Annotated in this window: 21 protein-coding genes and 1 pseudogene; 16 read left to right on the forward strand and 6 right to left on the reverse strand. The window is 60.3% G+C overall.

The window, feature by feature from the left end; translation table 11 throughout:
* Nucleotides 1-73: 73 nt before the first annotated feature.
* Entirely contained in the window at nt 74-1570 is a 1497-nt protein-coding gene (locus tag ABFV38_RS07865) for an NCS1 family nucleobase:cation symporter-1 (RefSeq protein ID WP_229225653.1), read from the reverse strand.
* 144 nt (nt 1571-1714) lie between these two features.
* On the opposite strand from ABFV38_RS07865, the gene ABFV38_RS07870 reads away from it, so the two are divergent.
* The 3 genes and pseudogenes from ABFV38_RS07870 (at nt 1715) to puuE (ending at nt 4120) form a co-directional block, all read left to right on the forward strand.
* Nucleotides 1715-2431 (forward strand): GntR family transcriptional regulator, encoded by a 717-nt coding sequence (locus ABFV38_RS07870; RefSeq protein WP_348959044.1) that lies wholly within the window; start codon nt 1715-1717, stop codon nt 2429-2431.
* Nucleotides 2431-3300: pseudogene (locus ABFV38_RS07875) on the forward strand (aspartate/glutamate racemase family protein); the annotation flags it as partial. The gene ABFV38_RS07870 and the pseudogene ABFV38_RS07875, both read left to right, overlap by 1 nt.
* Nucleotides 3221-4120, forward strand: a complete 900-nt coding sequence (gene puuE / locus ABFV38_RS07880) for an allantoinase PuuE (RefSeq protein WP_240186502.1) — start codon at nt 3221-3223, stop codon at nt 4118-4120. The pseudogene ABFV38_RS07875 and the gene puuE, both read left to right, overlap by 80 nt.
* A gap of 115 nt (nt 4121-4235) precedes the next feature.
* On the opposite strand, the gene hpxZ is transcribed toward puuE, so the two are convergent.
* From hpxZ to hpxW, 4 genes are read right to left on the reverse strand one after another with little or no spacing between them, the layout of a single operon-like run.
* Nucleotides 4236-4622, reverse strand: a complete 387-nt coding sequence (hpxZ, locus tag ABFV38_RS07885; RefSeq protein ID WP_234081985.1) for an oxalurate catabolism protein HpxZ — start codon at nt 4620-4622, stop codon at nt 4236-4238.
* Nucleotides 4619-6016 (reverse strand): AtzE family amidohydrolase, encoded by a 1398-nt coding sequence (locus tag ABFV38_RS07890; RefSeq protein ID WP_348959047.1) that lies wholly within the window; start codon nt 6014-6016, stop codon nt 4619-4621. Before ABFV38_RS07890 ends, hpxZ begins: the two co-directional genes overlap by 4 nt.
* Nucleotides 6013-6201, reverse strand: coding sequence for an oxalurate catabolism protein HpxX (hpxX, locus tag ABFV38_RS07895; RefSeq protein WP_024909607.1), 189 nt, complete (start codon nt 6199-6201; stop codon nt 6013-6015). Before hpxX ends, ABFV38_RS07890 begins: the two co-directional genes overlap by 4 nt.
* 10 nt (nt 6202-6211) lie before the next feature.
* Nucleotides 6212-7795, reverse strand: a complete 1584-nt coding sequence (gene hpxW, locus ABFV38_RS07900; protein ID WP_348959049.1) for an oxamate amidohydrolase — start codon at nt 7793-7795, stop codon at nt 6212-6214.
* 144 nt (nt 7796-7939) lie between these two features.
* On the opposite strand from hpxW, the gene hpxU reads away from it, so the two are divergent.
* The 7 genes from hpxU to hpxK all read left to right on the forward strand — a co-directional run bounded on the left by hpxU (nt 7940) and on the right by hpxK (nt 14288).
* On the forward strand, nt 7940-8779 hold the full coding sequence (gene hpxU / locus ABFV38_RS07905) for a MurR/RpiR family transcriptional regulator HpxU (protein WP_348959051.1): 840 nt from the start codon (nt 7940-7942) through the stop codon (nt 8777-8779).
* Between the two features lie 192 nt (nt 8780-8971).
* A complete protein-coding gene (locus tag ABFV38_RS07910) occupies nt 8972-9754 on the forward strand; it encodes a transporter substrate-binding domain-containing protein (protein ID WP_008499846.1) in 783 nt (260 codons plus the stop codon).
* Nucleotides 9755-9758: 4 nt separating this feature from the next.
* On the forward strand, nt 9759-10424 hold the full coding sequence (locus ABFV38_RS07915) for an amino acid ABC transporter permease (RefSeq protein WP_048027626.1): 666 nt from the start codon (nt 9759-9761) through the stop codon (nt 10422-10424).
* Nucleotides 10424-11080 carry an amino acid ABC transporter permease gene (locus ABFV38_RS07920; RefSeq protein WP_071882588.1) on the forward strand — a complete coding sequence of 219 codons (657 nt, stop codon included), beginning with the start codon at nt 10424-10426 and terminating at the stop codon, nt 11078-11080. Before ABFV38_RS07915 ends, ABFV38_RS07920 begins: the two co-directional genes overlap by 1 nt.
* Complete coding sequence (locus ABFV38_RS07925; RefSeq protein ID WP_023327069.1) at nt 11061-11798, forward strand: amino acid ABC transporter ATP-binding protein; 738 nt, start codon at nt 11061-11063, stop codon at nt 11796-11798. The genes ABFV38_RS07920 and ABFV38_RS07925 overlap by 20 nt, the downstream gene beginning before the upstream one ends.
* A 13-nt stretch (nt 11799-11811) precedes the next feature.
* Nucleotides 11812-13053, forward strand: coding sequence for an alanine--glyoxylate aminotransferase family protein (locus ABFV38_RS07930; RefSeq protein WP_048027317.1), 1242 nt, complete (start codon nt 11812-11814; stop codon nt 13051-13053).
* Entirely contained in the window at nt 13050-14288 is a 1239-nt protein-coding gene (gene hpxK, locus ABFV38_RS07935; RefSeq protein ID WP_348959054.1) for an allantoate amidohydrolase, read from the forward strand. The genes ABFV38_RS07930 and hpxK overlap by 4 nt, the downstream gene beginning before the upstream one ends.
* Here the strand turns inward: hpxK and ABFV38_RS07940 are convergent.
* On the reverse strand, nt 14285-15400 hold the full coding sequence (locus ABFV38_RS07940) for an ABC transporter ATP-binding protein (RefSeq protein WP_167212583.1): 1116 nt from the start codon (nt 15398-15400) through the stop codon (nt 14285-14287). The genes hpxK and ABFV38_RS07940 overlap by 4 nt on opposite strands.
* Before the next feature lie 321 nt (nt 15401-15721).
* On the opposite strand from ABFV38_RS07940, the gene ABFV38_RS07945 reads away from it, so the two are divergent.
* From ABFV38_RS07945 to ABFV38_RS07970, 6 genes are all read left to right on the forward strand, one after another.
* Nucleotides 15722-16936 (forward strand): extracellular solute-binding protein, encoded by a 1215-nt coding sequence (locus ABFV38_RS07945; protein ID WP_167212586.1) that lies wholly within the window; start codon nt 15722-15724, stop codon nt 16934-16936.
* A 57-nt stretch (nt 16937-16993) separates the two neighbouring features.
* The gene (locus tag ABFV38_RS07950) at nt 16994-18298 is read left to right on the forward strand and encodes a sugar ABC transporter permease (protein ID WP_024909615.1); all 1305 of its coding nucleotides are present in this window, start codon (nt 16994-16996) and stop codon (nt 18296-18298) included.
* A gap of 11 nt (nt 18299-18309) precedes the next feature.
* Nucleotides 18310-19161, forward strand: coding sequence for a sugar ABC transporter permease (locus ABFV38_RS07955; protein ID WP_042715482.1), 852 nt, complete (start codon nt 18310-18312; stop codon nt 19159-19161).
* Between the two features lie 2 nt (nt 19162-19163).
* Nucleotides 19164-20366 carry an arabinogalactan endo-beta-1,4-galactanase gene (locus tag ABFV38_RS07960; RefSeq protein ID WP_235400808.1) on the forward strand — a complete coding sequence of 401 codons (1203 nt, stop codon included), beginning with the start codon at nt 19164-19166 and terminating at the stop codon, nt 20364-20366.
* Between the two features lie 29 nt (nt 20367-20395).
* A complete protein-coding gene (locus tag ABFV38_RS07965) occupies nt 20396-22453 on the forward strand; it encodes a beta-galactosidase (protein ID WP_334762587.1) in 2058 nt (685 codons plus the stop codon).
* Nucleotides 22454-22592: 139 nt separating this feature from the next.
* Nucleotides 22593-22835, forward strand: a complete 243-nt coding sequence (locus ABFV38_RS07970; RefSeq protein ID WP_167212595.1) for a PTS transporter subunit EIIB — start codon at nt 22593-22595, stop codon at nt 22833-22835.
* Nucleotides 22836-22904: the final 69 nt, after the last annotated feature.

Below are 22904 nucleotides of genomic sequence, written 5' to 3' on the forward strand. Positions count from 1 at the left end.
GGGGTGAGAAGGCTCAGCAAGAACGGTGCCAGAATGAACGGGCCGCAGAGATGCTGCGGCCGGAGGGAGGGAGTTACTCTTTTTGCGTCGCCACGCGGGAGCCAAACGACGTCGCACCTGCCGTCTCGCGCTCTTCCCGCGCCAGCCAGCGGTAGGTGACGCTGCCGAGGAAGACGCCAATAAACCAGCTGAAGTTTGCCACCTCATGCAGGGCCGGGATAAAGCTAATGACCAGGCCCACGGCAACGGACGGGATCAGCGCCCCAATGGCTTTCGGGTTAAAGCCGTTGCGGTACCAGTATTTGCCCTTTGGCGTGTCGTCGAACAGATCGTCAACCGACACCTTGCCGCGTTTAATCAGGTAGAAATCGGCGATCAGGATGCCGAACAGTGGGCCGATAAACGCCCCGAGCACGTCCAGGGTGTAGTGGATAAGCTCCGGCGAGTTGAACAGGTTCCACGGGGTGAGCAGGATCGAGCCGACGGCGGCAATCATGCCTCCGGTGCGGAAGCTGATTTTCTGCGGCGAGCAGTTAGAGAAATCAAACGCCGGTGAGACGAAGTTCGCCACGATGTTGATCCCGATGGTGGCGGTGATCATCGTCAGCAGGCCAATCGCCACGGCCAGATCGTTACCCACGCGGCTGACGGTCTCAATCGGGTCGGTGATCATGCGGCCAAACAGCGACTGGGTGCCGGAGACGATCACCACGGTGACGATGGAGAACAGCAGGAAGTTAAACGGCAGCCCCCAGCGGTTGCCGCGGCGGATCTCCCCCATGCTTTTGCCGTAGCGGGAGAAATCGCCAAAGTTGAGCAGCGGGCCGGAGAAGTAGGAGACCACCAGCGCGGTGGCGGTGATCATCTGCCAGGTCTGTTCGCCCGCGCTCAGGGATTTGCTGGCGAGGGTAAAGGAGATCCCGTCAAAACCGGTCTTGTATACAATCCAGCCGGCGAGGGCCAGCATCACCACATAGACCGCCGGACCGGCGATATCAATAAAGCGCTTGATGGCGCTCATGCCGTGCCAGAAGACCATCGCCTGCAGGACCCACATAATGGCAAAGCAGATCCAGCCCAGGTGCGACAGGCCCAGGAATGCGCCGGTAGTGAGTGAAGAGAGCGACGGCCAGAACTTCAGCGCCACCAGCATCAGCGCGTTGGCGGCGAGATAGGTCTGAATGCCGTACCACGCGAAGGCAATCAGCCCGCGGATCACCGCCGGAATATTGGCCCCGAACACGCCAAACGCCTGACGGCTGATCACCGCGTAGGGCACGCCCGCCATCTGGCTCGGTTTGGCCACCAGGTTGGCGCACAGTTGCACGATGCAAATCCCCACCAGCAGGCAGAGCAGCACCTGCCAGCTTGCCAGCCCGAGCGTAAAGAAGCTCGCGGCGACAACATAACCCCCCATGCTGTGAACGTCCGACATCCAGAACGAAAAGATGTTGTACCAGCTCCAGTTCTGGTCACGCGTCGGTGCCAGATCCTCATTGCAAAGACGTGGGCTGTAAACCGCACCGGAATCAGCGGCCGTACCTTGCTGTGCGTTTTGACTGTTTGGCATGAAACCTGCTCCTGTGAATGAAAACCCGTTGAGTGGGAGTGCAAACGGTGTTGCAGGATCCAGGCCAAAATAATAAATCTTGTATGCAATATTTTATTTTTATGTATACGATTCGATAACGGAAAGTAAAATTCGGAGTGGCAAATGAACAACATAAACGCCCTGCAGACCGCGCCAGACCTGCATGACAAAGACGAATCGATCTTTCAGGCGCTGATGACCGCAATTGTCGAACACCAGCTGCTGCCGGGGAGCAAACTGCCGGAAGAGGCGCTGGCCGAGGTCTTTGGCGTGAGCCGCACGGGCATCCGCAAGGTGCTTCAACGACTCGCCGCTGTGCAAATGGTCACCCTGACGCCCAAGCGTGGTGCACACGTCGCCAGCCCGACGGTGGAAGAGGCGCAGCACATCTTTCGCACCCGCGCCCTGCTGGAGGTCGCCAACCTGCCGGACGTGCTGGCGCACTGCCAGCCGCCGCATCTTGCCGCGCTGGAGGCCATTATTCGCCAGGAGCAGCAGGCGCACGAGGCCTATGACGGCCCGGCGGCGATTCGCCACTCCGCCAATTTCCACATTCAGCTGCAGGCCATCTCCGGCAACCAGGTGCTCACTGAGATGGTGACCGGCCTGAGCCAGCGCTCGTCGCTGGTGATCGCCACCTGGGGTGCGCCGTGGCGTCAGGGCTGCCGCTGCAACGATCACGAGCAGCTGGTGGATCTGCTGCGCCAGAAGGCGCTTGAACCGCTCAGCGATGCCTTAATGCACCATTTTGAACATATCGTCGCCAGCCTCTGCTTCGAGCGGGCGGGCGAGTGCCTGCCTGATTTTGCCCGGCTGTTTGCCGGCCACAAGGAGTCGTAATGTCTGTCTGTATACAAGTGATCAACCCCAACACCAGCCTCGCGATGACGGAAACCATCGGCGCGGCGGCCCGCGCGGTGGCGGCACCCGGGACGGAGATCCTCGCGGTCTGCCCGAGCGCGGGCGTGCCGTCTATAGAAGGCCACTTTGATGAGGCCATCGCCGCCGTTGGTGTCCTGGAACAGATCAAAAAAGGCAGGGAGCAGGGCGTGGACGGTCACGTGATCGCCTGCTTTGGCGATCCGGGCCTGCTGGCGGCGCGCGAGCTGGCGCAGGGGCCGGTTATCGGCATCGCCGAAGCCGCTATGCATATGGCGACGCTGGTCGCGACGCGCTTTTCGGTGGTCACCACGCTGCCGCGCACGCTGATTATTGCCCGTCATCTGCTGCACCAGTATGGCTTTCAGGACCATTGCGCGGCGCTGCATGCCATCGACCTTCCGGTACTGGCGCTGGAAGACGGTAGCGGTCTGGCGCAGGAGAAAGTGCGCGCGCGCTGTATACAGGCGCTGAAAGAGGATGGCTGTGGCGCCATCGTGCTGGGCTGCGGCGGCATGGCGACGCTGGCGCAGGAGCTGACCCGCGAACTGCGCGTGCCGGTGATCGACGGCGTCAGCGCGGCGGTGAAGATGGTGGAATCGCTGGTGGCGCTGGGGCTGTCGACCAGCAAGCACGGGGATCTGGCGTTCCCGGAGAACAAACCGTTAAGCGGGCATTTTCAGGCATTGAATCCATTTTAATTTTTTGGGGGTGGCAATGGGGCTTTTTGAACAGGATTATCCGCGGGATCTGCGCGGCTATGCGGGCAACCCGCCGCACGCGCGGTGGCCGAATCAGGCGCGCATCGCTGTGCAGTTTGTGCTCAATTACGAAGAAGGGGCAGAAAACCACGTTCTGCACGGCGATGCCGGATCCGAACAGTTCCTGTCGGACATCATCGGCGCGGCCAGTTACCCGGACAAACACATGTCGATGGACTCTCTCTACGAATACGGCAGTCGCGCCGGGTTCTGGCGGATCCACAGTGAATTTCAGAAACGCGGCCTGCCGTTGACGGTCTTCGGCGTGGCGATGGCGCTGGCGCGTCACCCGGAGATAGTCGAGGCAATCAAAGCCGCGGATTACGACGTGGTCAGCCACGGCTGGCGCTGGATCCACTACCAGAATATGGACATCAGCCAGGAGCGCGAACACCTGCACAAGGCGGTGCACGTTCTGACCGACCTGTTCGGCAAGCCGCCAACGGGCTGGTACACCGGGCGCGACAGCCCCAACACCCGCCAGCTGGTGGTAGAGCACGGCGGTTTCGACTACGACAGCGACTACTACGGCGACGATTTGCCCTTCTGGACGGAGGTGGCCTGCAGCGATGGCTCCCGTAAACCGCACCTGATTGTGCCGTATACGCTGGATGCGAACGACATGCGCTTTGCGACCGCGCAGGGGTTTAACACCGCCGAGCAGTTTTATACCTATCTGAAGGACAGTTTTGACGTGCTGTACGAAGAGGGGGAAAGCGCGCCGAAGATGATGTCCATCGGCATGCACTGCCGCCTGCTGGGGCGACCGGGGCGTTTTCGCGCGCTGCAGCGGTTCCTGGATTATGTGCAGCAGCACGAGCGGGTGTGGGTCTGTACCCGCCAGCAGATTGCCGACCACTGGCGGGACGTGCATCCGTTTCAGAAATAAGTGTGCCGTGTTTTGCCGGGTGGCGGCTGCGCCTTACCCGGCCTACAGGGCCCACAGGGCATACGGGACATCGTAGGCCCGGTAAGCACAGCGCCACCGGGCAGGTTTTTCAGCGTTACACCATCAAACTCACCTGCGCCGCCACGATGCGCCATCCGTAAGCAAACCGCACCCACGTCTGCTGCTGGCGGCCAATGCGTTCTGTGCTCTCCCGGGTAAACTCGGTGCTGCACACGGCATAATCCTCCCCGAAGGTGGTGATGACGGTGTGGCGCAGCGTCCGCTGCAGCCCGGTGGCGGGGCGCGCCGCGCGAAAGGCGCGGATTTCATCAATTCCGTACAGGTTTTCCCCCGCCCCCAGCCGCACCGTGTTTTTGTCGTGCCAGAACAGCTCGTCCAGCACCGCAACGTTGTTGCTCACCAGCGCGTCCTCATAGCGGTAAAACGCGGCCGTCACCTCGGCAACCACCCACGGGAGGTTAATGTCATCGTGATTCATCATGCTGCTATCTCCGCCGGACGGGCATCGGTGATGCCGCTCTCCTCCAGAACCCGCGCGACGCGCAGGCAGGCCTGCTCGTTAAACGGCGCGGCAATCAGCTGCAGGCCGATGGGCGCGCCCTGCGCGGTGCGCAGCGGAACGGTGGTCACGGGCAGGCCCAAAAACGAAATTGGCTGGGTCAGCATCCCCATGCTGGCGCGAATGGGCAGCGGCTGACCGTTAATTTCCATGGTTTGCTCGCCCGCCAGCGTGGCGCTGCGCGGGGTGGCCGGGGCGATCAGCACGTCGGCCTGCGCGAATAGGGTTTTAAACGCCTGCCGGGCGTGAGCGCGGAACCGCTGGGCCTGAATGTACCAGGCGGAGGGGATCATCGCCCCGGCCAGCAGGCGTTCGCGGGAGTGAGGCTCAAAACGCGCTGGCTCCTGGCGAAGCGCGGGCAGGTACTGATTTCCCCCTTCGGCGGCGCTGATGATAAACGCCGCCGAACGCGCCAGCTCGGCGTCCGGGAACGCCAGTTCATCCTGCACGTCGAGCGCCTTCGCCACCCGCGCCACGGCCTCTCTGGCATCCGCGTCGCACCAGGTGGTGAAGTAGCCGCCGAGTACAGCGCAGCGCAGGCCGTCAAGCCCGCGATCGAGCAGGGGGCGCGTCTGTTCCCGGGAGCTCTCTGCCTGAAAACCGTCGCTGGTGTCCCGTCCCTGCAGGGCGTCATACACGGACGCCAGGTCACACACGCGGCGGGCGAAGGGGCCGATATGATCCAGACTCGGGACAAACGGATGGCTTCCTGCGCGCGACAGGCGGCCAAAGGTGGGCTTCAGGCCGTAGATGCCGCACAGGGAGGCCGGAACGCGAATCGACCCGTTGGTGTCGGTGCCGAGTGAAAAGTGCACCAGCCCGGCAGCCACCGCGGCCGCTGACCCGCCGGACGACCCGCCCGCAATGCGCGCCAGGTCGTGCGGGTTACGCGTCGTGCCGTAGTGGCTGTTCTCGGTGGTAAAGCCGTAGGCGTAGGCGTCCATATTGACCATCCCGGTCAGCAGCCCGCCCGCGCTGCGCAGCTGGCGTACCGCAAAGCCGTCAGCCGCGGCGGCAGGGCGCTGGCTGAACAGCTCGGCCCCGGCGAGGGTGGTGTGACCGGCAACGTCGAACAGGTTTTTCACCGCATAAGGCACACCTGCCAGCGGCGGCAGGGGACGCTTTTCCCGTCGCAGGGTATCAATATTATCGGCTTCGGCGAGCATGCGTGCTTCCGTCACGGTGGTCCAGGCGTTGATCCGCGGGTTAACGCGCGCAATCGCCTCCAGCGTCTGTTGGGCGATCTCGTGGGCGCTCAGCTCTCCCGCGCTTAGCGCCTGCTGGATCGCGCTGATACTCATCTCGTGTAGCGTCATGCTTTATACACTCCTGCAATCTCCAGACGGTCGTCGAGCGGCAGCGCCATCAGCGGGGCGGCCATGCTGGCAATGCGGCTGAACTGCAGCTGCAGCTCGGCGCGGCGGGCGTCATCCAGCTCAACGCCGAGTACGGTTTCCATTTGCGCCAGGTACGCCTGCCAGTCGGGTTGGTGTGTCGTCATTATTTTCTCCTCAGAATCCGGCGGCTGTGCCGTTGCTGCGCGGGTCAAATGCCCCTTCGAACAGCCCGTTGGGGTGGCGGACAATCGCGCCCGCGTGACCCATGGCTTCACTAAAGTCAGGGAAAAGCTCCACCTCGTGGCCGAGTGCCTGCAGGCGCGCGACCGTCTCGGGTGAAAAACGCCCTTCAAGCTTTAAGGTGTCCGAGGTTTGTCCCCAGGTGCGCCCCAGCAGCCAGCGCGGGCGGGTAATGCTCTCCTGCAGGGGGACGCCCTGGATAACGTAGCGGGTAAAGAGCGCAGCCTGGGTTTGCGGCTGTCCGTCGCCACCCATCGATCCGTAGACCATCACGCGACCGTCCTTCAGACGTGCCGCCGCCGGGTTCAGGGTGTGGAACGGCTGTTTGCCCGGCGCGAGGGCCAGAAGATGGGCCGGATCGAGGCTGAAGGATGCGCCGCGGTTCTGCCAGACGATGCCAGTATCGGGCAGCACCACGCCGCTGCCGAACTCGTGATAAAGGCTCTGGATAAATGACACGGCAAGCCCGCTGCTGTCCATCACCCCCATCCACACCGTATCGCCGGGACCTTTTCCGGTTCCCCACGGCGCCGCGCGTCCGTCGTCAACCCTGTCGGCAAGCGCCTGCAGGGCGGCGGTATCCAGCAGTTGCTGAACATCGGTTTTCAGCGCGCGCGGGTCGGTGATGTGGGCATCCCGCAAGCCAAAGGCCAGCTTGGTGGCTTCCACGATGCGGTGCAGGGTGTCGGCATCGTCGGCTTCCGCCATGTTCAGGCGGTCGGTAATGCCGAGTATCGCCAGCGAGACCAGCCCCTGCGTCGGCGGGGCATGGTTAAAGATCTCTCCCTGCTGATGCTTGAGCTTCAGCGGCACGGTGCGTCGGGCGGCGTGGGCGTTGAGATCGGCCAGCGTCACGGGCAGGCCCAGCGTCTCCATGCCCTGCGCCAGAACTTCCGCCAGCGGGCCGCGATAAAAGCTGTCCAGACCATCCTCCACCAGGTGCGTCAGGGTCGTGGCCATGGCGGGCTGGTAAAAGCGGCTCCCGACCTGCGGCGGCTTGCCGTCCACCAGCCAGGTTTCCGCGAAGCCGGGGACGTCCTTCAGCTCGTCGAACTTGCTGGCCGTGGCGTGGGCCTGAGAAGCCGTGACCGGCGTGCCGTGTTGCGCATAGTCAATAGCATCGGCCAGCAGGCGGGCCAGCGGCAGCGCCTTGCCGGTCATCTCGCGCGAAACCGTCAGCGCTTCGTCCCAGCCGCTGACGGTTCCGGCGACGGTCAGCGCCGCACGGGGGCCACGATGGGGGATCTGCGTGAGCCCGTCGTAGGCGGCCAGCGTCGCGCGCGATCCCGCCGCGCCGCTGGCATCGATGGCGATGGGATCGCCTTCCGGGGGCACGATAAGCCAGAAGCCATCGCCGCCCAGCCCGTTCATATGCGGATAGACCACGGCGATGGTGGCCGCCGCCGCGACCATCGCTTCGATGGCGCTGCCGCCTTCGCGCAGCACCGCCAGCGCGCTCTGGCTGGCGAGGTGGTGGGGCGCAACCGCCATACCGTGTGTGGAGACATTACTTTGCATGAAGAGTCCTCGTAACCCTGAAAGTCACAAGGTGCTGCAAAAGCTGTTCCAGTTCTGAATAAAAAGTTTCATGCCAGTTGCCGCAGAAGCTGGCATGCTTAATGAATAATGAGCATGAGATGAAACAAACGTTACAGAGGCGTTATGGAACAGCTTGATGAACGACTGAAAGCACAATACGCGTCATTGTCGCCGCAGGAGCAGCGGGTGGCGGATTTTATTTTCGATCATTTTGACGACCTCATTAGCTACAACAGCGCCGAGCTGGCGCAGCTGAGCGGGGTGTCGAAAGCCACGGTGAGCCGTCTGTTTAAGCGTCTGGGCTATGAGAAATATAAGGACATGCGCGAAGAGCTGCGCACCCTGCGCCAGAGCGGGATGCCGCTCACCGACAATCGCGATGCGGTGCAGGGCAATACGCTGCTGGCGCGCCACTATAAGCAGGAGATGGCAAACCTGACCCAGTGGGTCAATGCCCTCGACGCGCAGCAATTTGCCGACGTCATGGCCTGCATGGTCAGGGCGCGGCGCATCGTCATTATCGGCATGCGTAACGCCTATCCGGCGGCGCTGCACCTGCGCCAGCAGCTGCTGCAGGCGCGCGGTCAGGTGCTGGTGCTGCCGCAGCCGGGGCAGAGCCTGAGCGAGGAGCTGGTAGACTTAACGCCGGACGATCTGGTGGTGATGATGGCCTTTCGCCGTCGCCCACGCATCATTCGCCCGCTGATGCAGCAGCTTCAGAGCAGCGGTATTCCGGTGCTGCTGATGTGCGAGCCGCAGGCCCACAGCCTGTTCCCGCTGGCGAGCTGGCAGCTCTGCACCCCGCTGGACAGCGTCTCCGCCTATGACAGCTATTCGTCGGTCAACAGTCTGATCAACCTGCTGGCGAACGCCTTCCTGCATGACATTCTCGATAAGGGCCGCCCGCGCATTCACGAGATTGCCTCCCTCTACCAGCAGCTGGACGAGCTGGAACAGCGATAATGGGGCATCAGGCTGGTGCTTTGCATTAAAACAGTGCAATCAGACGGGGCGTAAAAGAGCGCCCCCTTTTCGCCATTCCCCGCTTTATCAGGCTTTATGACAATATCCCCCGTTTCGCCTGACCTGGCACATTAGTTGCAAAATCACATTCAAAGAATCTTTTGTTTCATGTTAACGTTACGGGGAAGCACCATGAAAAAATTGTTGATTGCACTGGCCGGGGCAGCATGCCTCTTCACACAGCTGCCGGCAAAGGCTGACCAGCTTCAGGATATTGAGAAACGCGGCACAATTCGCATTGCCGTTCCGCAGGATTTCCCGCCGTTTGGCTCGGTGGGAACCGATCTGCAGCCGCAGGGCTATGACATCGACATGGCGCGCTATCTGGCTAAACAGATGAAGCTCAAGCTGCAGCTGGTGCCGGTGACCAGCGCCAACCGCGTGCCGTACCTGCAAACCGACAAGGTGGACCTGGTCATTTCCAGCCTCGGTAAAAACCCGGAGCGTGAGAAGGTAATCGACTTCAGCCGCGCCTACGCGCCGTTCTTCCTCGGCGTGTTTGGTCCGAAAGGGGCTGAACTGAAGGATGCCGCTGCGCTCAGCGGAAAAACCATCGGCGTGACGCGCGGGGCGGTGGAGGACATGGTGCTGACCGGCCTGGCGCCGAAAGACGCGGACGTGAAGCGCTACGAAGACAACAACACCACGCTGTCGGCATATCTTTCCGGCCAGGTGCAGTACGTGGCGACCGGCAATCTCGTGGTGGCGGCCATTTCGCGCCAGAACGCGGCGAAAGCCCCGGTGCCGAGCTTTATGCTGAAAGACTCGCCGTGCTTCATTGGCCTGAAGAAAAACGAACCGGCCCTGAAGGCAAAAGTGGACGCGCTGATTGAGCAGGGCATTAAGGACGGCACGCTGAACGGTCTGTCTGAGCAATGGCTGAAGGCCCCGCTGCCGGCAAACCTTGGCGCCTGAGCCGATGACTGAGCAACTTGATTTTTCCGCCCTCTGGCCGCACTGGCCGGAGCTGCTGGCCGGGCTGTGGGTCACTATTCAGCTGACGGTGATGGCCACCGTCGGCGGGCTGGCAACAGGGATTGTCGGGGCGGCGATCCGCAGCGGACGCACCACCTGGTACAGCCGGATCTGGGGCGGGTATGTAGAGATCATCCGCAACACGCCGTTTGTGGTGCAGCTGTTTTTCATCGTCTTCGGCCTGCCGAATCTGGGGCTGAAGATGACGGCGGGGGAAGCGGCGCTGCTGGCCATGGTGGTCAACCTGGGCGCCTACAGCACCGAGATTATTCGCGCGGGCATTCAGGTCACGCCGAAAGGGCAGTGGGAGGCCGGTCGCGTGCTGGGGCTGACCCGCCTGCAGACCTTTATCCGCGTGGTGCTGCCGCCCGCGCTGCAGCGCATTTACCCGGCGCTGGTGAGCCAGTGCATCATCGTGATGCTCGGCTCGTCGGTGGTGTCGCAGGTCTCCTATGAAGAGCTGACCTTCGCCGCCAACCTGATCCAGTCCAGAACGTTTTTAAGCTTTGAGGTCTATCTGGTGACCACCGGGATTTACTTAGCGCTGTCGATTACCCTGCGCCAGCTGATGATGGCGGCAGGACGCAAATGGCTGGGGGTGCAGGCATGATGACCACCTTTACCGACTGGGACATTATTCGCAATCTGCTGCTGGCCGGACGCTGGACGGTGCTGCTGTCGCTGGTGGCGTTCGTCGGCGGGGCGGTGGTAACGCTGCCGCTCCTGCTGCTGCGCCTGACGGGCGGGCGCACGGTGAAGCGCATTATCCGCGGCTATATTGAGCTGTTTCAGGGCACGCCGCTGCTGATGCAGCTGTTCCTGGCCTTCTTCGGCGTGGCGCTGTTCGGCATCGACGTTTCGCCGTGGACCGCCGCCTCGCTGGCGCTGACGTTCTACACCAGCGCGTTTCTGCTCGATATCTGGTACGGCAGCATTCGTGCTTTACCGAAGGGGCAGTGGGAAGCCTCGCGCTGCCTGGGGCTGACCTTCGGCCAGACCCTGTTTCGCGTGGTCGCCCCGCAGGCGCTGCGCATCGGCATTGCGCCGACGGTCGGCTTTGCCGTGCAGGTGATCAAAGGCACCGCGCTGGCGTCGATTATCGGTTTTGTCGAGCTGACCAAGGCCGGGACCATGCTGACCAACGTGACCTATCAGCCTTTTAAGGTCTTTGCGCTGGTGGCGCTGGGCTACTTTATTCTGTGTTATCCGCTGTCGCGCTACAGCCGCTATCTGGAGACGAAATTCAATGCCTCTCATCACCATTAATCAGGTGCAGAAGTACTACGGCGATAACCACGTGCTCAAGGGCGTCGATCTGGATATCGACATGGGCCAGGTGATCTCCATCATCGGGCGCAGCGGATCGGGCAAAAGCACGCTGCTGCGCTGCATTAACGGCCTGGAAGGCTATCAGGACGGCAGCATCAAGCTGGGCGGCATGACCATTACCGACCGGGATTCTCAGGCGCGTGAAATCAGCCGCTCGGTCGGGATGGTGTTCCAGAGCTTCAACCTGTTCCCGCACATGACGGCGCTGGAGAACGTGATGCTCGCCCCGCGTCGGGTGCTGAAAAAAAGCGCCGCCGAATGCCGGGCGCTGGCGCAGCAGATGCTGGAGAAGGTTGGCCTTGGCGATCGTCTGGATTACTACCCGTCGAGCCTCTCCGGCGGCCAGCAGCAGCGCGTGGCGATAGCCCGCGCGCTGGCGATGTCGCCGAAAGTATTACTCTGCGACGAGATCACCTCCGCGCTGGATCCGGAGCTGGTGGGCGAAGTGCTCAAAGTGCTGGAGCAACTGGCGGCCGAGGGGATGACGCTCATACTGGTTACCCATGAAATGAATTTTGCCCGCGAAGTGGGCGACCGCGTGGTGTTTATGCACCAGGGGAAAGTCTGGGAGCAGGGCGACAGCAAAACGCTGTTCGCCAACCCGCAGACCACGGAACTGAAGCAGTTCATCTCCTCCGTGCGCGGCCTCAACTGATAAGGACTGAACAATGGATATCGCACACTTTCCGCAAATCAACCCGCCGCAGCGCCTGCTGATGGGCCCGGGCCCGATCAACGCCGACCCGCGCGTGCTGCGCGCCATGTCGAGCCAGCTGATCGGCCAGTACGATCCGGCCATGACCCACTACATGAACGAGGTGATGGCGCTCTATCGCGGCGTATTCCGCACCGAAAACCGCTGGACGATGCTGGTGGACGGCACCTCCCGCGCGGGAATTGAAGCCATTCTGGTTTCCGCCATTCGACCGGGAGATAAGGTGCTGGTGCCGGTTTTTGGCCGCTTTGGCCACCTGCTGTGCGAAATTGCCCGCCGCTGCCGTGCAGAGGTGCATACCATCGAGGTGCCGTGGGGCGAGGTGTTTACCCCGGACCAGGTCGAGGATGCGATAAAACGTATTCGTCCGCGCCTGCTGCTGACCGTGCAGGGCGACACCTCCACCACCATGCTGCAGCCGCTCGCGGAGCTGGGCGCGATCTGCCGCCGCTACGACGTGCTGTTTTACACCGACGCCACCGCGTCGCTCGGCGGTAACGCGCTGGAGACCGACGCCTGGGGGCTGGATGCCGTCTCGGCCGGGATGCAGAAATGCCTCGGCGGCCCGTCGGGCACGTCGCCGATCACCCTGAGCGCGCGGATGGAAGAGGCGATCCGCCGCCGCAAGTGCGTGGAGGAGGGCATTCGCACCGACGCCCACCGCGACGGCGACGAGGAGATGATCTACTCCAACTACTTCGATCTCGGCATGGTGATGGACTACTGGGGGCCGGAGCGGCTGAACCACCACACCGAAGCCACCACCGCGCTGTTTGGCGCCCGCGAATGCGCGCGGCTGATCCTGCAGGAAGGGCTGGATAACGGCATCGCGCGTCATAAGCTGCACGGCGATGCGCTGCTTAAGGGGATTCAGGCGATGGGGCTGGAGACCTTTGGCGACCTGAAGCACAAGATGAACAACGTGCTGGGCGTGGTGATACCGCAGGGCGTCAACGGTGACCAGGTGCGTAAGCTGATGCTGGAAGATTTCGGGATTGAAATCGGCACCTCGTTTGGCCCGCTGCACGGCAAAGTGTGGCGCATTGGCACCATGGGCTATAACGCGCGCAAGGACTGCGTGATGACTACCCTGAGCGCGCTTGAGTCGGTGCTGAACTACCTCAAATTTACCACCACGCAGGGGGCCGCCATGCAGGCCGCGTGGGACCACTATCGCCGCGAGACGCCGCAATGAGCCCGGCGGCAGAACGGGTGATGGCGCGCGCCGACGCGCTGGCCACCATCAGCGAAACCCCGGATGCGCTGACAAGGGTGTATCTCTCCACGCAGCATCTGCAGGTCAACCAGCTGGTCGGGGAGTGGATGCGCCAGGCGGGCATGACCGTCTGGCAGGACAGCGTGGGCAACATCTGTGGACGCTACGAAGGCGCGCAGGAGGGGGCCCAGGCGGTGCTGCTTGGCTCGCATCTGGACACCGTACGCAACGCCGGGCGCTACGACGGCATGCTGGGGGTGCTTACCGCCATCGAAGTGGTGGATAGCCTGCACCAGCAGGGTGTGCATCTGGCGCAGGCCATAGAGATTGTCGGCTTTGGTGACGAAGAGGGAACCCGTTTTGGGATCACCCTGCTAGGCAGCCGGGGGCTGACGGGCACCTGGCCGCAGGGCTGGCTGGAGACGTGTGATGCTCAGGGCATCAGCGTGGCGCAGGCGATGGTGCAGGCGGGGCTCGATCCTGCCCGCGTGGCGCTCGCGGCACGTCATCAGGAGGATTTTAGCGCCTGCCTGGAACTGCATATCGAACAGGGACCGTGTCTGGAGCAGGAAGGGCTGGCGCTGGGCGTGGTGGAAGCCATTAACGGCGCGCGCCGCCTCAACTGCCGCTTCACCGGCGAGGCCGGGCACGCGGGTACTGTGCCGATGCATCACCGTAAGGATGCCCTGGCCGCCGCCGCCGAATGGATGGTGCTGATTGAAAACACCACCCGACAGCAGGGCGGCAACCGGGTGGCAACGGTCGGTGAACTGCGCTGCCTGCCCGGTGCGGTCAACGTCATCCCCGGCGAGGTTGCGCTCTCGCTGGATATTCGCGGCCCGCAGGATGCCCCGCTTGACGCGCTGCTCGCTGAGCTGCTGGCGCAGGCGCAGGCGATTGCCGCTCGTCGCGGGCTGAGCTTCAGCGCCGAGGAGTTTTACCGTATCGCTGCCACGCCGTGCGATGCGCGTTTGCAGGATCTGCTGGGACAGGCCGTTGAGTCGGTGCAGGGGCGCTCATTATCGCTGCCGAGCGGTGCCGGGCACGACACCATCGCGCTGGCAGAGCGCTGGCCGGTCGGGATGCTGTTTGTGCGCTGCAGGGGGGGCGTCAGCCACCATCCGGCGGAATCGGTGATGGCTGAGGATGTTGCCCTGGCGATTGAGGCGTTTGGGCGGGCGGTGAGAAAGCTTGCTGACGGTGGCGCGCGTTAAGCCACCGAACGCACCGCATCTTCGATATCCGCGCTCACCCGGACATCCTGCTCGTCAAAGACCATGCAGTGGCGATCGTCGAAGGCCACGTCTATCTTCTGCCAGGGCGCGAACTTCACGTCGCCCGGCAGCAAGATCTTCACGTTGTCATGGCCGTAGCATTGTCCAAACAGGTAAGTATTGTTCCCCAGCCGCTCCACTACTTCACAGCTAAATTCCAGCCGCGTGCCGCGGTGAAGGTCAGTGGTTAAATGTTCCGGACGGATGCCCAGCGTAACCTGGCTGCCCGGCTGCAGCGGTGTGGTGGTTATCGCGAGCGTGAGCGACTTCTGCTGCGACAACCTGACGGTGAACTTGCCCGGCTGCCAGGCCTCAACGGTCGCCGGCAGAAAGTTCATCTTCGGAGAACCGATAAACCCGGCGACAAACTTATTCGCCGGTTTGTAATAGAGATCCATCGGGGCGCCCATCTGCTCCACTTTGCCGTAGTTCATGACCACAATTTTGTCGGCCAGGGTCATCGCTTCGATCTGGTCGTGCGTGACATACACCATGGTGGTTTTCAGCTCCTGATGCAGGCGGGCGAGGTGCAGGCGCATCTCCACGCGCAGTTCGGCATCCAGGTTGGAAAGCGGCTCATCGAACATAAAGACGCGCGGGTTACGTACGATAGCGCGGCCAATCGCGACGCGCTGGCGCTGGCCGCCGGAAAGCTGTTTAGGTTTGCGGTCTAGCAGGTGGGAGAGCTGCAGCGTTTTGGCGACCATCTCGACCTGATGGCGGATCTGATCTTTCGGCACTTTATTCACCTTCAGCCCGTAGCCCATGTTTTCGGCCACCGTCATATGCGGATAGAGCGCGTAGGACTGAAAGACCATCGCCACACCCCGATGGGAAGGGGCGATGTCGTTCATCACCTCGTTACCGATCAGCACTTCACCCTCGCTTATCTCCTCCAGCCCGGCAATCATACGCAGCATAGTGGATTTGCCACAGCCGGAAGGCCCGACGAATACGGCAAACTCACCGTCCTCAATATCAAGATTAACGTTGTGGAGCGTGACGGTGTCGCCAAAGCGCTTGGTGACATTCCTCAATTGTATGTTCGACATCAGTGTTCCCCAGGTAAACCGCCGAGTATGTTTTACGTATAACAATTGTGTTCAACGTGGCCGGACGGTGCAATTTGTCTGCCTTGACTATAACTTCCAGCATTCATGCGCCCTATATAGATATTCCATTAATGTTATGACGATCACACAACTTACAGTTTTATGTAGAGTTATCATGATGTGAAGGGTAGCGTATAACAAACCAAAAGCATTTGGTGTCAGACGTACAACGCCAGTTTAATCAGGATATATAGCGGGGTTTGTAGGGCGTCATATGCGATAACAACCATAAAATTGTTATACCTTCACATGAGGTTGATAATGAAAAAGAACATACTCGCTGCTCTGATCCTCTCTACGCTCGCGGTACAGGCTCACGCCACCGCGCAGCTTAACGTCTGGGAAGACATCAAGAAGTCGTCCGGTATTAAAGATGCGGTCGCGGACTTTGAAAAACAGTACGACGTTAAGGTCAACGTGCAGGAAACTCCTTACGCACAGCAGCTGGAAAAACTGCGCCTGGACGGCCCGGCAGGCATTGGCCCGGACGTGCTGGTCATTCCTAACGATCAGCTGGGCGGCGCCGTCGTGCAAGGGTTATTGGCCCCCCTGAATCTGGAGGCTAAGCAGACCGAACAGTACACCCCGGCCTCGATTAACGCCTTCAAAATGGATAACGCCCTCTACGGCGTGCCGAAAGCGGTTGAGACGCTGGTGCTGATCTACAACAAAGATCTCATCGACAAGCCGCTCAACTCGCTGCAGGACTGGTATGACTTTTCCAAACAGCAGCGCGCAAAAAACCAGTACGGTCTGCTCGCCAAGTTCGATCAGATTTACTACAGCTGGGGCGCGATCTCCCCGATGGGCGGCTACATCTTCGGTCAAAACGGCAAAGGCGGCTATAACGCCAGCGACGTCGGCCTTAACAAGCCGGGCGCGGTAGAAGCCGTGACGTACCTGAAAAAATTCTACGCTGACGATATTTTCCCGGCCGGGATAGTCGGTGACAACGGCCTGAATGCTATCGACTCCCTGTTTACTGAGAAGAAAGCGGCAGCCGTCATCAACGGCCCGTGGGCGTTCCAGCCGTATGAAGCGGCAGGCATCAACTACGGCGTGGCGCCGCTGCCCACGCTGCCGGACGGCAAGCCAATGAGCTCCTTCCTCGGCGTGAAAGGCTACGTCGTTTCCACCTGGAGCAAGGACAAAGCGCTGGCGCAGAAATTTATCGAATTCATCAACCAGCCGCAGTACGTGAAAACCCGCTACGTGGCCACGCGTGAGATCCCGCCTTTGACCGCAATGATCGACGACCCGGTAATCAAGAACGACGAGAAGGCAAGCGCCGTTGCGGTGCAGGCCGCGCGAGCCACCGCCATGCCGGGTATCCCTGAAATGGGCGAAGTCTGGGGGCCGGCCAACGCCGCGCTGGAGCTAAGCCTGACCGGCAAACAGGATCCCAAAGCCGCGCTGGACAGCGCAGAGAAACAGGTCCAGATGCAAATCGAAGCCATGCAGGCCAGCAACCAGTAATTTTCTGACGTCGCAGAACGGGAGGCCACTCTCCCGTTTTATTGAAAGGAGTTGTCTGTGAGTATCATCCCGGAAAATTTTGCCAGACCGCACGGGGCCGGGCGTCACGCCTGGACCGGCCTGCTGCTGGCGGTCATCCCCGGCTTCGGCCAGTTCTATCACCGCCAGTGGCTGAAGGGCGTTATCTTCCTGGTGCTGCTGGCCAGTTTTATCGGCGTTTTTGCCGATTTCCTGCGCGAAGGACTTTGGGGGCTGGTGACGCTGGGGGAGGAAGTGCCGCGTGATAACTCCATCTTCCTGCTGGCAGAAGGGATCATTAGCGTACTGATCGCCGCATTTGGCGTGATGGTGTATTACCTGTCGATGCGTGATGCCTGGGTCAACGGTCGAAAACGCGATGAAGGGCTGGGGCTAAACAGCGTGCGTAAGCAGTATCAGATGCTGCTGAGCGACGGCTTTCCGTATCTGATGATCACGCCGGGCTTTATTTTGCTGGTGTTTGTGGTGGTTTTCCCGATCCTCTTCGGTTTTGCCATCGCCTTTACTAACTACAATCTTTACCACACGCCGCCGGCTAAGCTGGTGGACTGGGTTGGGTTTAAGAACTTCATCAATATTTTCACGCTCTCCATCTGGCGCTCAACCTTCTTTGACGTCCTGCAGTGGACGGTGGTCTGGACGCTGCTCGCCACCACGCTGCAATGTACCGTGGGCGTGCTGCTGGCTATTCTGGTGAACCAGAAAGACCTGCGATTTAAGCCGCTTATCCGCACCATCTTCATTCTGCCGTGGGCGGTGCCGGGCTTTGTCACCATTCTGGTGTTTGCCGGAATGTTCAACGACTCTTTCGGTGTGATAAACAATGCCATTCTGGCCTTCTTCGGCATTGCGCCGAAAGCCTGGATGACCGATCCGTTCTGGACCAAAACGGCGCTGATCCTGATGCAGACCTGGCTCGGTTTCCCGTTTGTTTTCGCCATGACCACCGGCGTGCTGCAGGCGATCCCTGACGATCTGTACGAAGCCGCCACCATGGACGGGGCCAGCAGCGCGACCAAACTGCGCACCATCACGCTGCCGCTGGTGCTTTATTCCATTGCGCCAATACTGATCACCCAATACACCTTCAACTTCAATAACTTCAACATCATCTACCTGTTCAACAACGGCGGGCCGGCGGTGGTGGGCTCCAATGCGGGTGGGACAGATATCCTGGTGTCGTGGATCTACAAGCTCACCATGTCGTCGTCGCAGTACGCGATTGCGGCGACCATCACTATCCTGCTGTCGATCTTTGTCGTCGGCCTGGCGCTGTGGCAGTTCCGCGCCACCAAATCTTTCAAAAACGACGACATGGCGTAAGGGACGTAACAATGGCTCAATCACAAAGTATTAAACGTGAGAAGTGGGTACGCCTCTCGCTCTCCTGGCTGGTTATCGTGCTGGTGTCGACGATTATCATCTACCCGCTGGTGTGGACGGTCGGCGCGTCGTTTAACGCGGGTAATAGCCTGCTCAGCTCCTCAATTATTCCTGAGAACTTTTCGGTGCAGCACTACGCCGACCTGTTTAACGGCCAGGTGAACTACATGACCTGGTACTGGAACTCGATGAAAATCAGCTTCCTGACGATGGTGCTGACCTTAATCAGCGTCAGCTTTACCGCCTATGCCTTTTCGCGCTTTCGCTTTAAGGGACGCCAGAACGGGCTGATGCTGTTCCTGCTCCTGCAGATGATCCCCCAGTTCTCGGCGCTGATTGCCATCTTCGTGCTGTCGCAGCTTTTGGGCCTCATCAACAGCCATCTGGCGCTGGTGCTGATCTACGTGGGCGGCATGATCCCGATGAATACCTACCTGATGAAAGGCTACCTCGACGCCATCCCGAAAGATCTGGATGAATCCGCGCGCATGGACGGGGCCAGTAATTTCCGGATTTTCATCGAAATTATCATGCCGCTATCGAAGCCGATTGTGGCGGTGGTGGCGCTGTTCTCCTTCACCGGGCCGCTGGGGGATTTCATCCTCTCCAGCACGATTCTGCGCACCCCGGACAAATATACCTTACCCATCGGGCTCTATAACCTGGTGGCGCAAAAAATGGGTGCCAGCTACACCACCTACGCGGCAGGCGCGGTGTTGATTGCGGTGCCGGTAGCGATCCTCTATCTGGCATTACAAAAATACTTCGTCTCCGGCCTGACCTCCGGGAGTACCAAAGGATAATCATGAAAAGACTCAAACCTGCTTTACTTGCCGTTTGCCTCTCATGTGGCCTGGCCGCGAGCGTGTTTGCTGCGGACGGGGTGCAAACGCGTCCTTTTAACGCCATGCCCGCGGACTTTATCAAGGGCGCGGATATTTCGACGCTGCTGGAAGCGGAACAACATGGCGCCAAATTTTATAACCAGAGCGGCCAGCAGCAGGACGCGATTGCTATCCTCAAAGCCAACGGTGTGAACACCGTGCGCCTGCGCCTGTGGGTTGATCCGCAGGATGCCGACGGTAACACCTACGGCGGCGGCAGTAATAATCTCGAAAACACCCTCGCGCTGGCGAAGCGCGTAAAGGCGCAGGGCCTGAAGCTGCTGCTCGATTTCCACTACAGCGATTTCTGGACCGATCCGGGCAAACAGTTCAAGCCAAAAGCCTGGGAGAAGATGGACTACCCGCAGCTGAAAACGGCTATTCATGACTATACCCGCGACACGATCGCCCGCTTTAAGAAAGAGGGCGTATTGCCGGACATGGTGCAGATAGGAAACGAAATTAACGGCGGCATGCTGTGGCCGGAAGGGAAAAGCTGGGGGCAGGGCGGCGGCGAATTCGACCGCCTGGCCGGGCTGCTCAAGGCCGCGATTGGTGGGCTAAAGGAGAACCTGACCGATGGCGAGCAGGTGAAAATCATGCTCCATCTGGCCGAAGGCACCAAAAATGACACCTTCCGCTGGTGGTTTGATGAAATCACGAAGCGCGACGTGCCGTTCGATATCATCGGCCTGTCGATGTACACCTACTGGAACGGCCCGATTAGCGCGCTGAAGACCAACATGGATGATATCAGCAGGCGCTATAACAAAGACGTGATTGTGGTGGAAGCGGCCTATGGCTATACGCTGGAGAACTGCGATAACGCCGAGAACAGCTTCCAGGCCAAAGAAGAAAAGGACGGCGGCTATCCCGGCACCGTTCAGGGTCAGTACGACTATATTCACGATTTAATGCAGTCCGTTATTGATGTGCCTGACCATCGCGGCAAGGGCATCTTTTACTGGGAACCGACCTGGATTGCCGTTCCGGGCACCACGTGGGCCACCAAAACCGGCATGAAATATATCCATGACGAATGGAAAGAGGGTAATGCCCGCGAGAATCAGGCGTTATTTGATTGCCAGGGTAAAGTGCTGCCGTCAATAACGGTATTTAACTAGTTTTTATCTCCATTCAGGACGTTTTAAATATGAATAAATTTGCGCCTTTAAGTCCAAAGGTCGCGGCGTTATTGCATGGCGCCGACTATAACCCGGAGCAATGGGAGAATTACCCCGGTATTATTGAAAAAGATATCGCCATGATGCAGCAGGCGAAATGTAATGTCATGTCGGTGGGGATATTTAGCTGGGCGAAACTGGAGCCGCAGGAAGGGGAATATGATTTTGCCTGGCTGGACAGCATTATTGAAAAACTCTATGCGGCGGGCATTCATATATTTCTCGCTACGCCGAGCGGCGCGCGTCCGGCATGGATGTCGCAAAAATATCCGGAAGTGCTGCGCGTCGGGCGCAACCGCGTCCCTGCGCTGCACGGCGGGCGTCATAACCACTGCATGTCGTCTCCGGTCTACCGCGAAAAGACGATGAAAATTAACAGCCTGCTGGCGGCGCGTTATTCGCATCATCCGGCGGTGCTGGGCTGGCATATCTCCAATGAGTACGGCGGCGAATGCCACTGTAGCCTGTGCCAGGAACGCTTCCGCGACTGGCTAAAGGCGCGCTACAAAACCCTCGACGCGCTGAACCATGCGTGGTGGAGCACCTTCTGGAGCCATACCTACACCGACTGGTCGCAGATTGAGTCCCCCGCGCCGCAGGGAGAAATGTCGATTCACGGCCTGAATCTCGACTGGCGCCGCTTCAATACCGCGCAGGTCACCGATTTTTGCCAGCATGAGGTGGCACCGCTGAAGGCCGCCAATGCTGAACTGCCGGTGACAACCAACTTTATGGAGTATTTCTACGATTACGACTACTGGCAGCTGGCGAAAGCGATCGACTTCATCTCCTGGGACAGCTACCCGATGTGGCACAAGGAGAAAGACGAAACGCAGCTGGCCTGCTATACCGCCATGTACCACGACATGATGCGCAGCCTGAAGGGCGGTAAACCCTTTGTGCTGATGGAGTCCACGCCGAGCACCACCAACTGGCAGCCGACCAGCAAGCTGAAAAAGCCGGGGATGCATATTCTCTCCTCTATTCAGGCGGTAGCGCACGGGGCGGATTCGGTGCAGTACTTCCAGTGGCGTAAGAGCCGCGGATCGGTGGAGAAATTCCACGGTGCAATTATCGATCACGTGGGGCATCTTGATACCCGCGTCGGGCGCGAAGTAACGCGTCTGGGGGAGATGCTGGCACGTCTGCCTGAGGTGGTGGGTTGCCGCACCGACGCGCGCGTGGCCATTATCTTTGACCAGCAAAACCGCTGGGCGCTGGACGATGCTGAAGGCCCGCGGAACATGGGGCTGGAGTACGAAAAAACCGTCAACGAACACTATCGTCCGTTCTGGGAAAAGGGCATCGCGGTCGACGTCATCGACGCTGACGGCGATCTGAGCCGCTACGCGCTGGTGATTGCCCCCATGCTCTACATGGTGCGCGAAGGTTTCGCCGAGCGGGCGGAAGCCTTTGTGGCCGCGGGCGGGCATCTGGTGACGACCTACTGGAGCGGGGTAGTGGATGAGACCGATCTCTGCCACCTCGGCGGTTTCCCGGGCCCGCTGCGCAAGCTCCTCGGCATCTGGGCGGAAGAGATTGACTGTTTGGGCGAGGGGGAGCGAAACCTGGTCCAGGGGCTGGCGGGCAATGCGGCGGGCCTGCAGGGACCGTATCAGGTCAGGCATCTGTGCGAGCTGATCCATACTGAATCCGCGCAGGCGCTGGCGACCTACCGGGATGATTTCTACGCCGGTCGCCCGGCGGTGACGGTCAACCGCTTCGGCAAAGGCAAGGCGTGGCACGTGGCGTCGCGCAACGACCTGCCGTTCCAGCGCGATTTCTTCGCCGGGATTATCGACGAGCTGGCGCTGCCGCGCGCAGTCGAAGGAGATTTCCCTCCGGGCGTGGTCGCCGCGGCGCGCACGGATGGCGAAACCGCCTGGGTGTTTGTACAGAACTACACGGCCCAGCAGCAGCTCATCACGCTGCCGCAGGGGTATACCGACTGCATGACCGACGCCGCCGCGGCGGGCGATACCGTGCTGCTGGCGTGGGACTGTCGGGTGCTCAGGCGTAAAGCGTAAGAACCGCCCGGCGGCGCTGCGCTTGCACGGGCCTACAAAACCCGTAGGCCGGGTAAGCGCAGCGCCACCCGGCAACAAGGCACAAAACGCCTGCTCCCCGAGCAGGCATTTTTTTATCTGCATAAAAGAGAGGCGTATTATGGACAGTCAAATTACTCAGCGTTTAATTCCTGCATTTGGCGGCGACGATAATATCGAGCACGTCGAAGCCTGTATTACCCGCCTGCGCGTGACGGTAAAAGATTTAAATAAGGTCGATTCACAGACGTTACAGAGTGAGGGGGCGCTGGGGGTGATTATTATCGGTCAGCAGGTGCACGCTATATTCGGCAGGCAGTCTGATACATTACGGAAATTATTAGACGAACATTTTAATCAGTAAATATAAAAAAGGGATAGCCAAAGTAATGGCTATCCCAAAGCAGTAAAATAGACTGCAGGTTGCTGGAGA

Source organism: Enterobacter cloacae complex sp. Mu1197, assembly GCF_040059225.1.
GTDB lineage: Bacteria > Pseudomonadota > Gammaproteobacteria > Enterobacterales > Enterobacteriaceae > Enterobacter > Enterobacter quasiroggenkampii.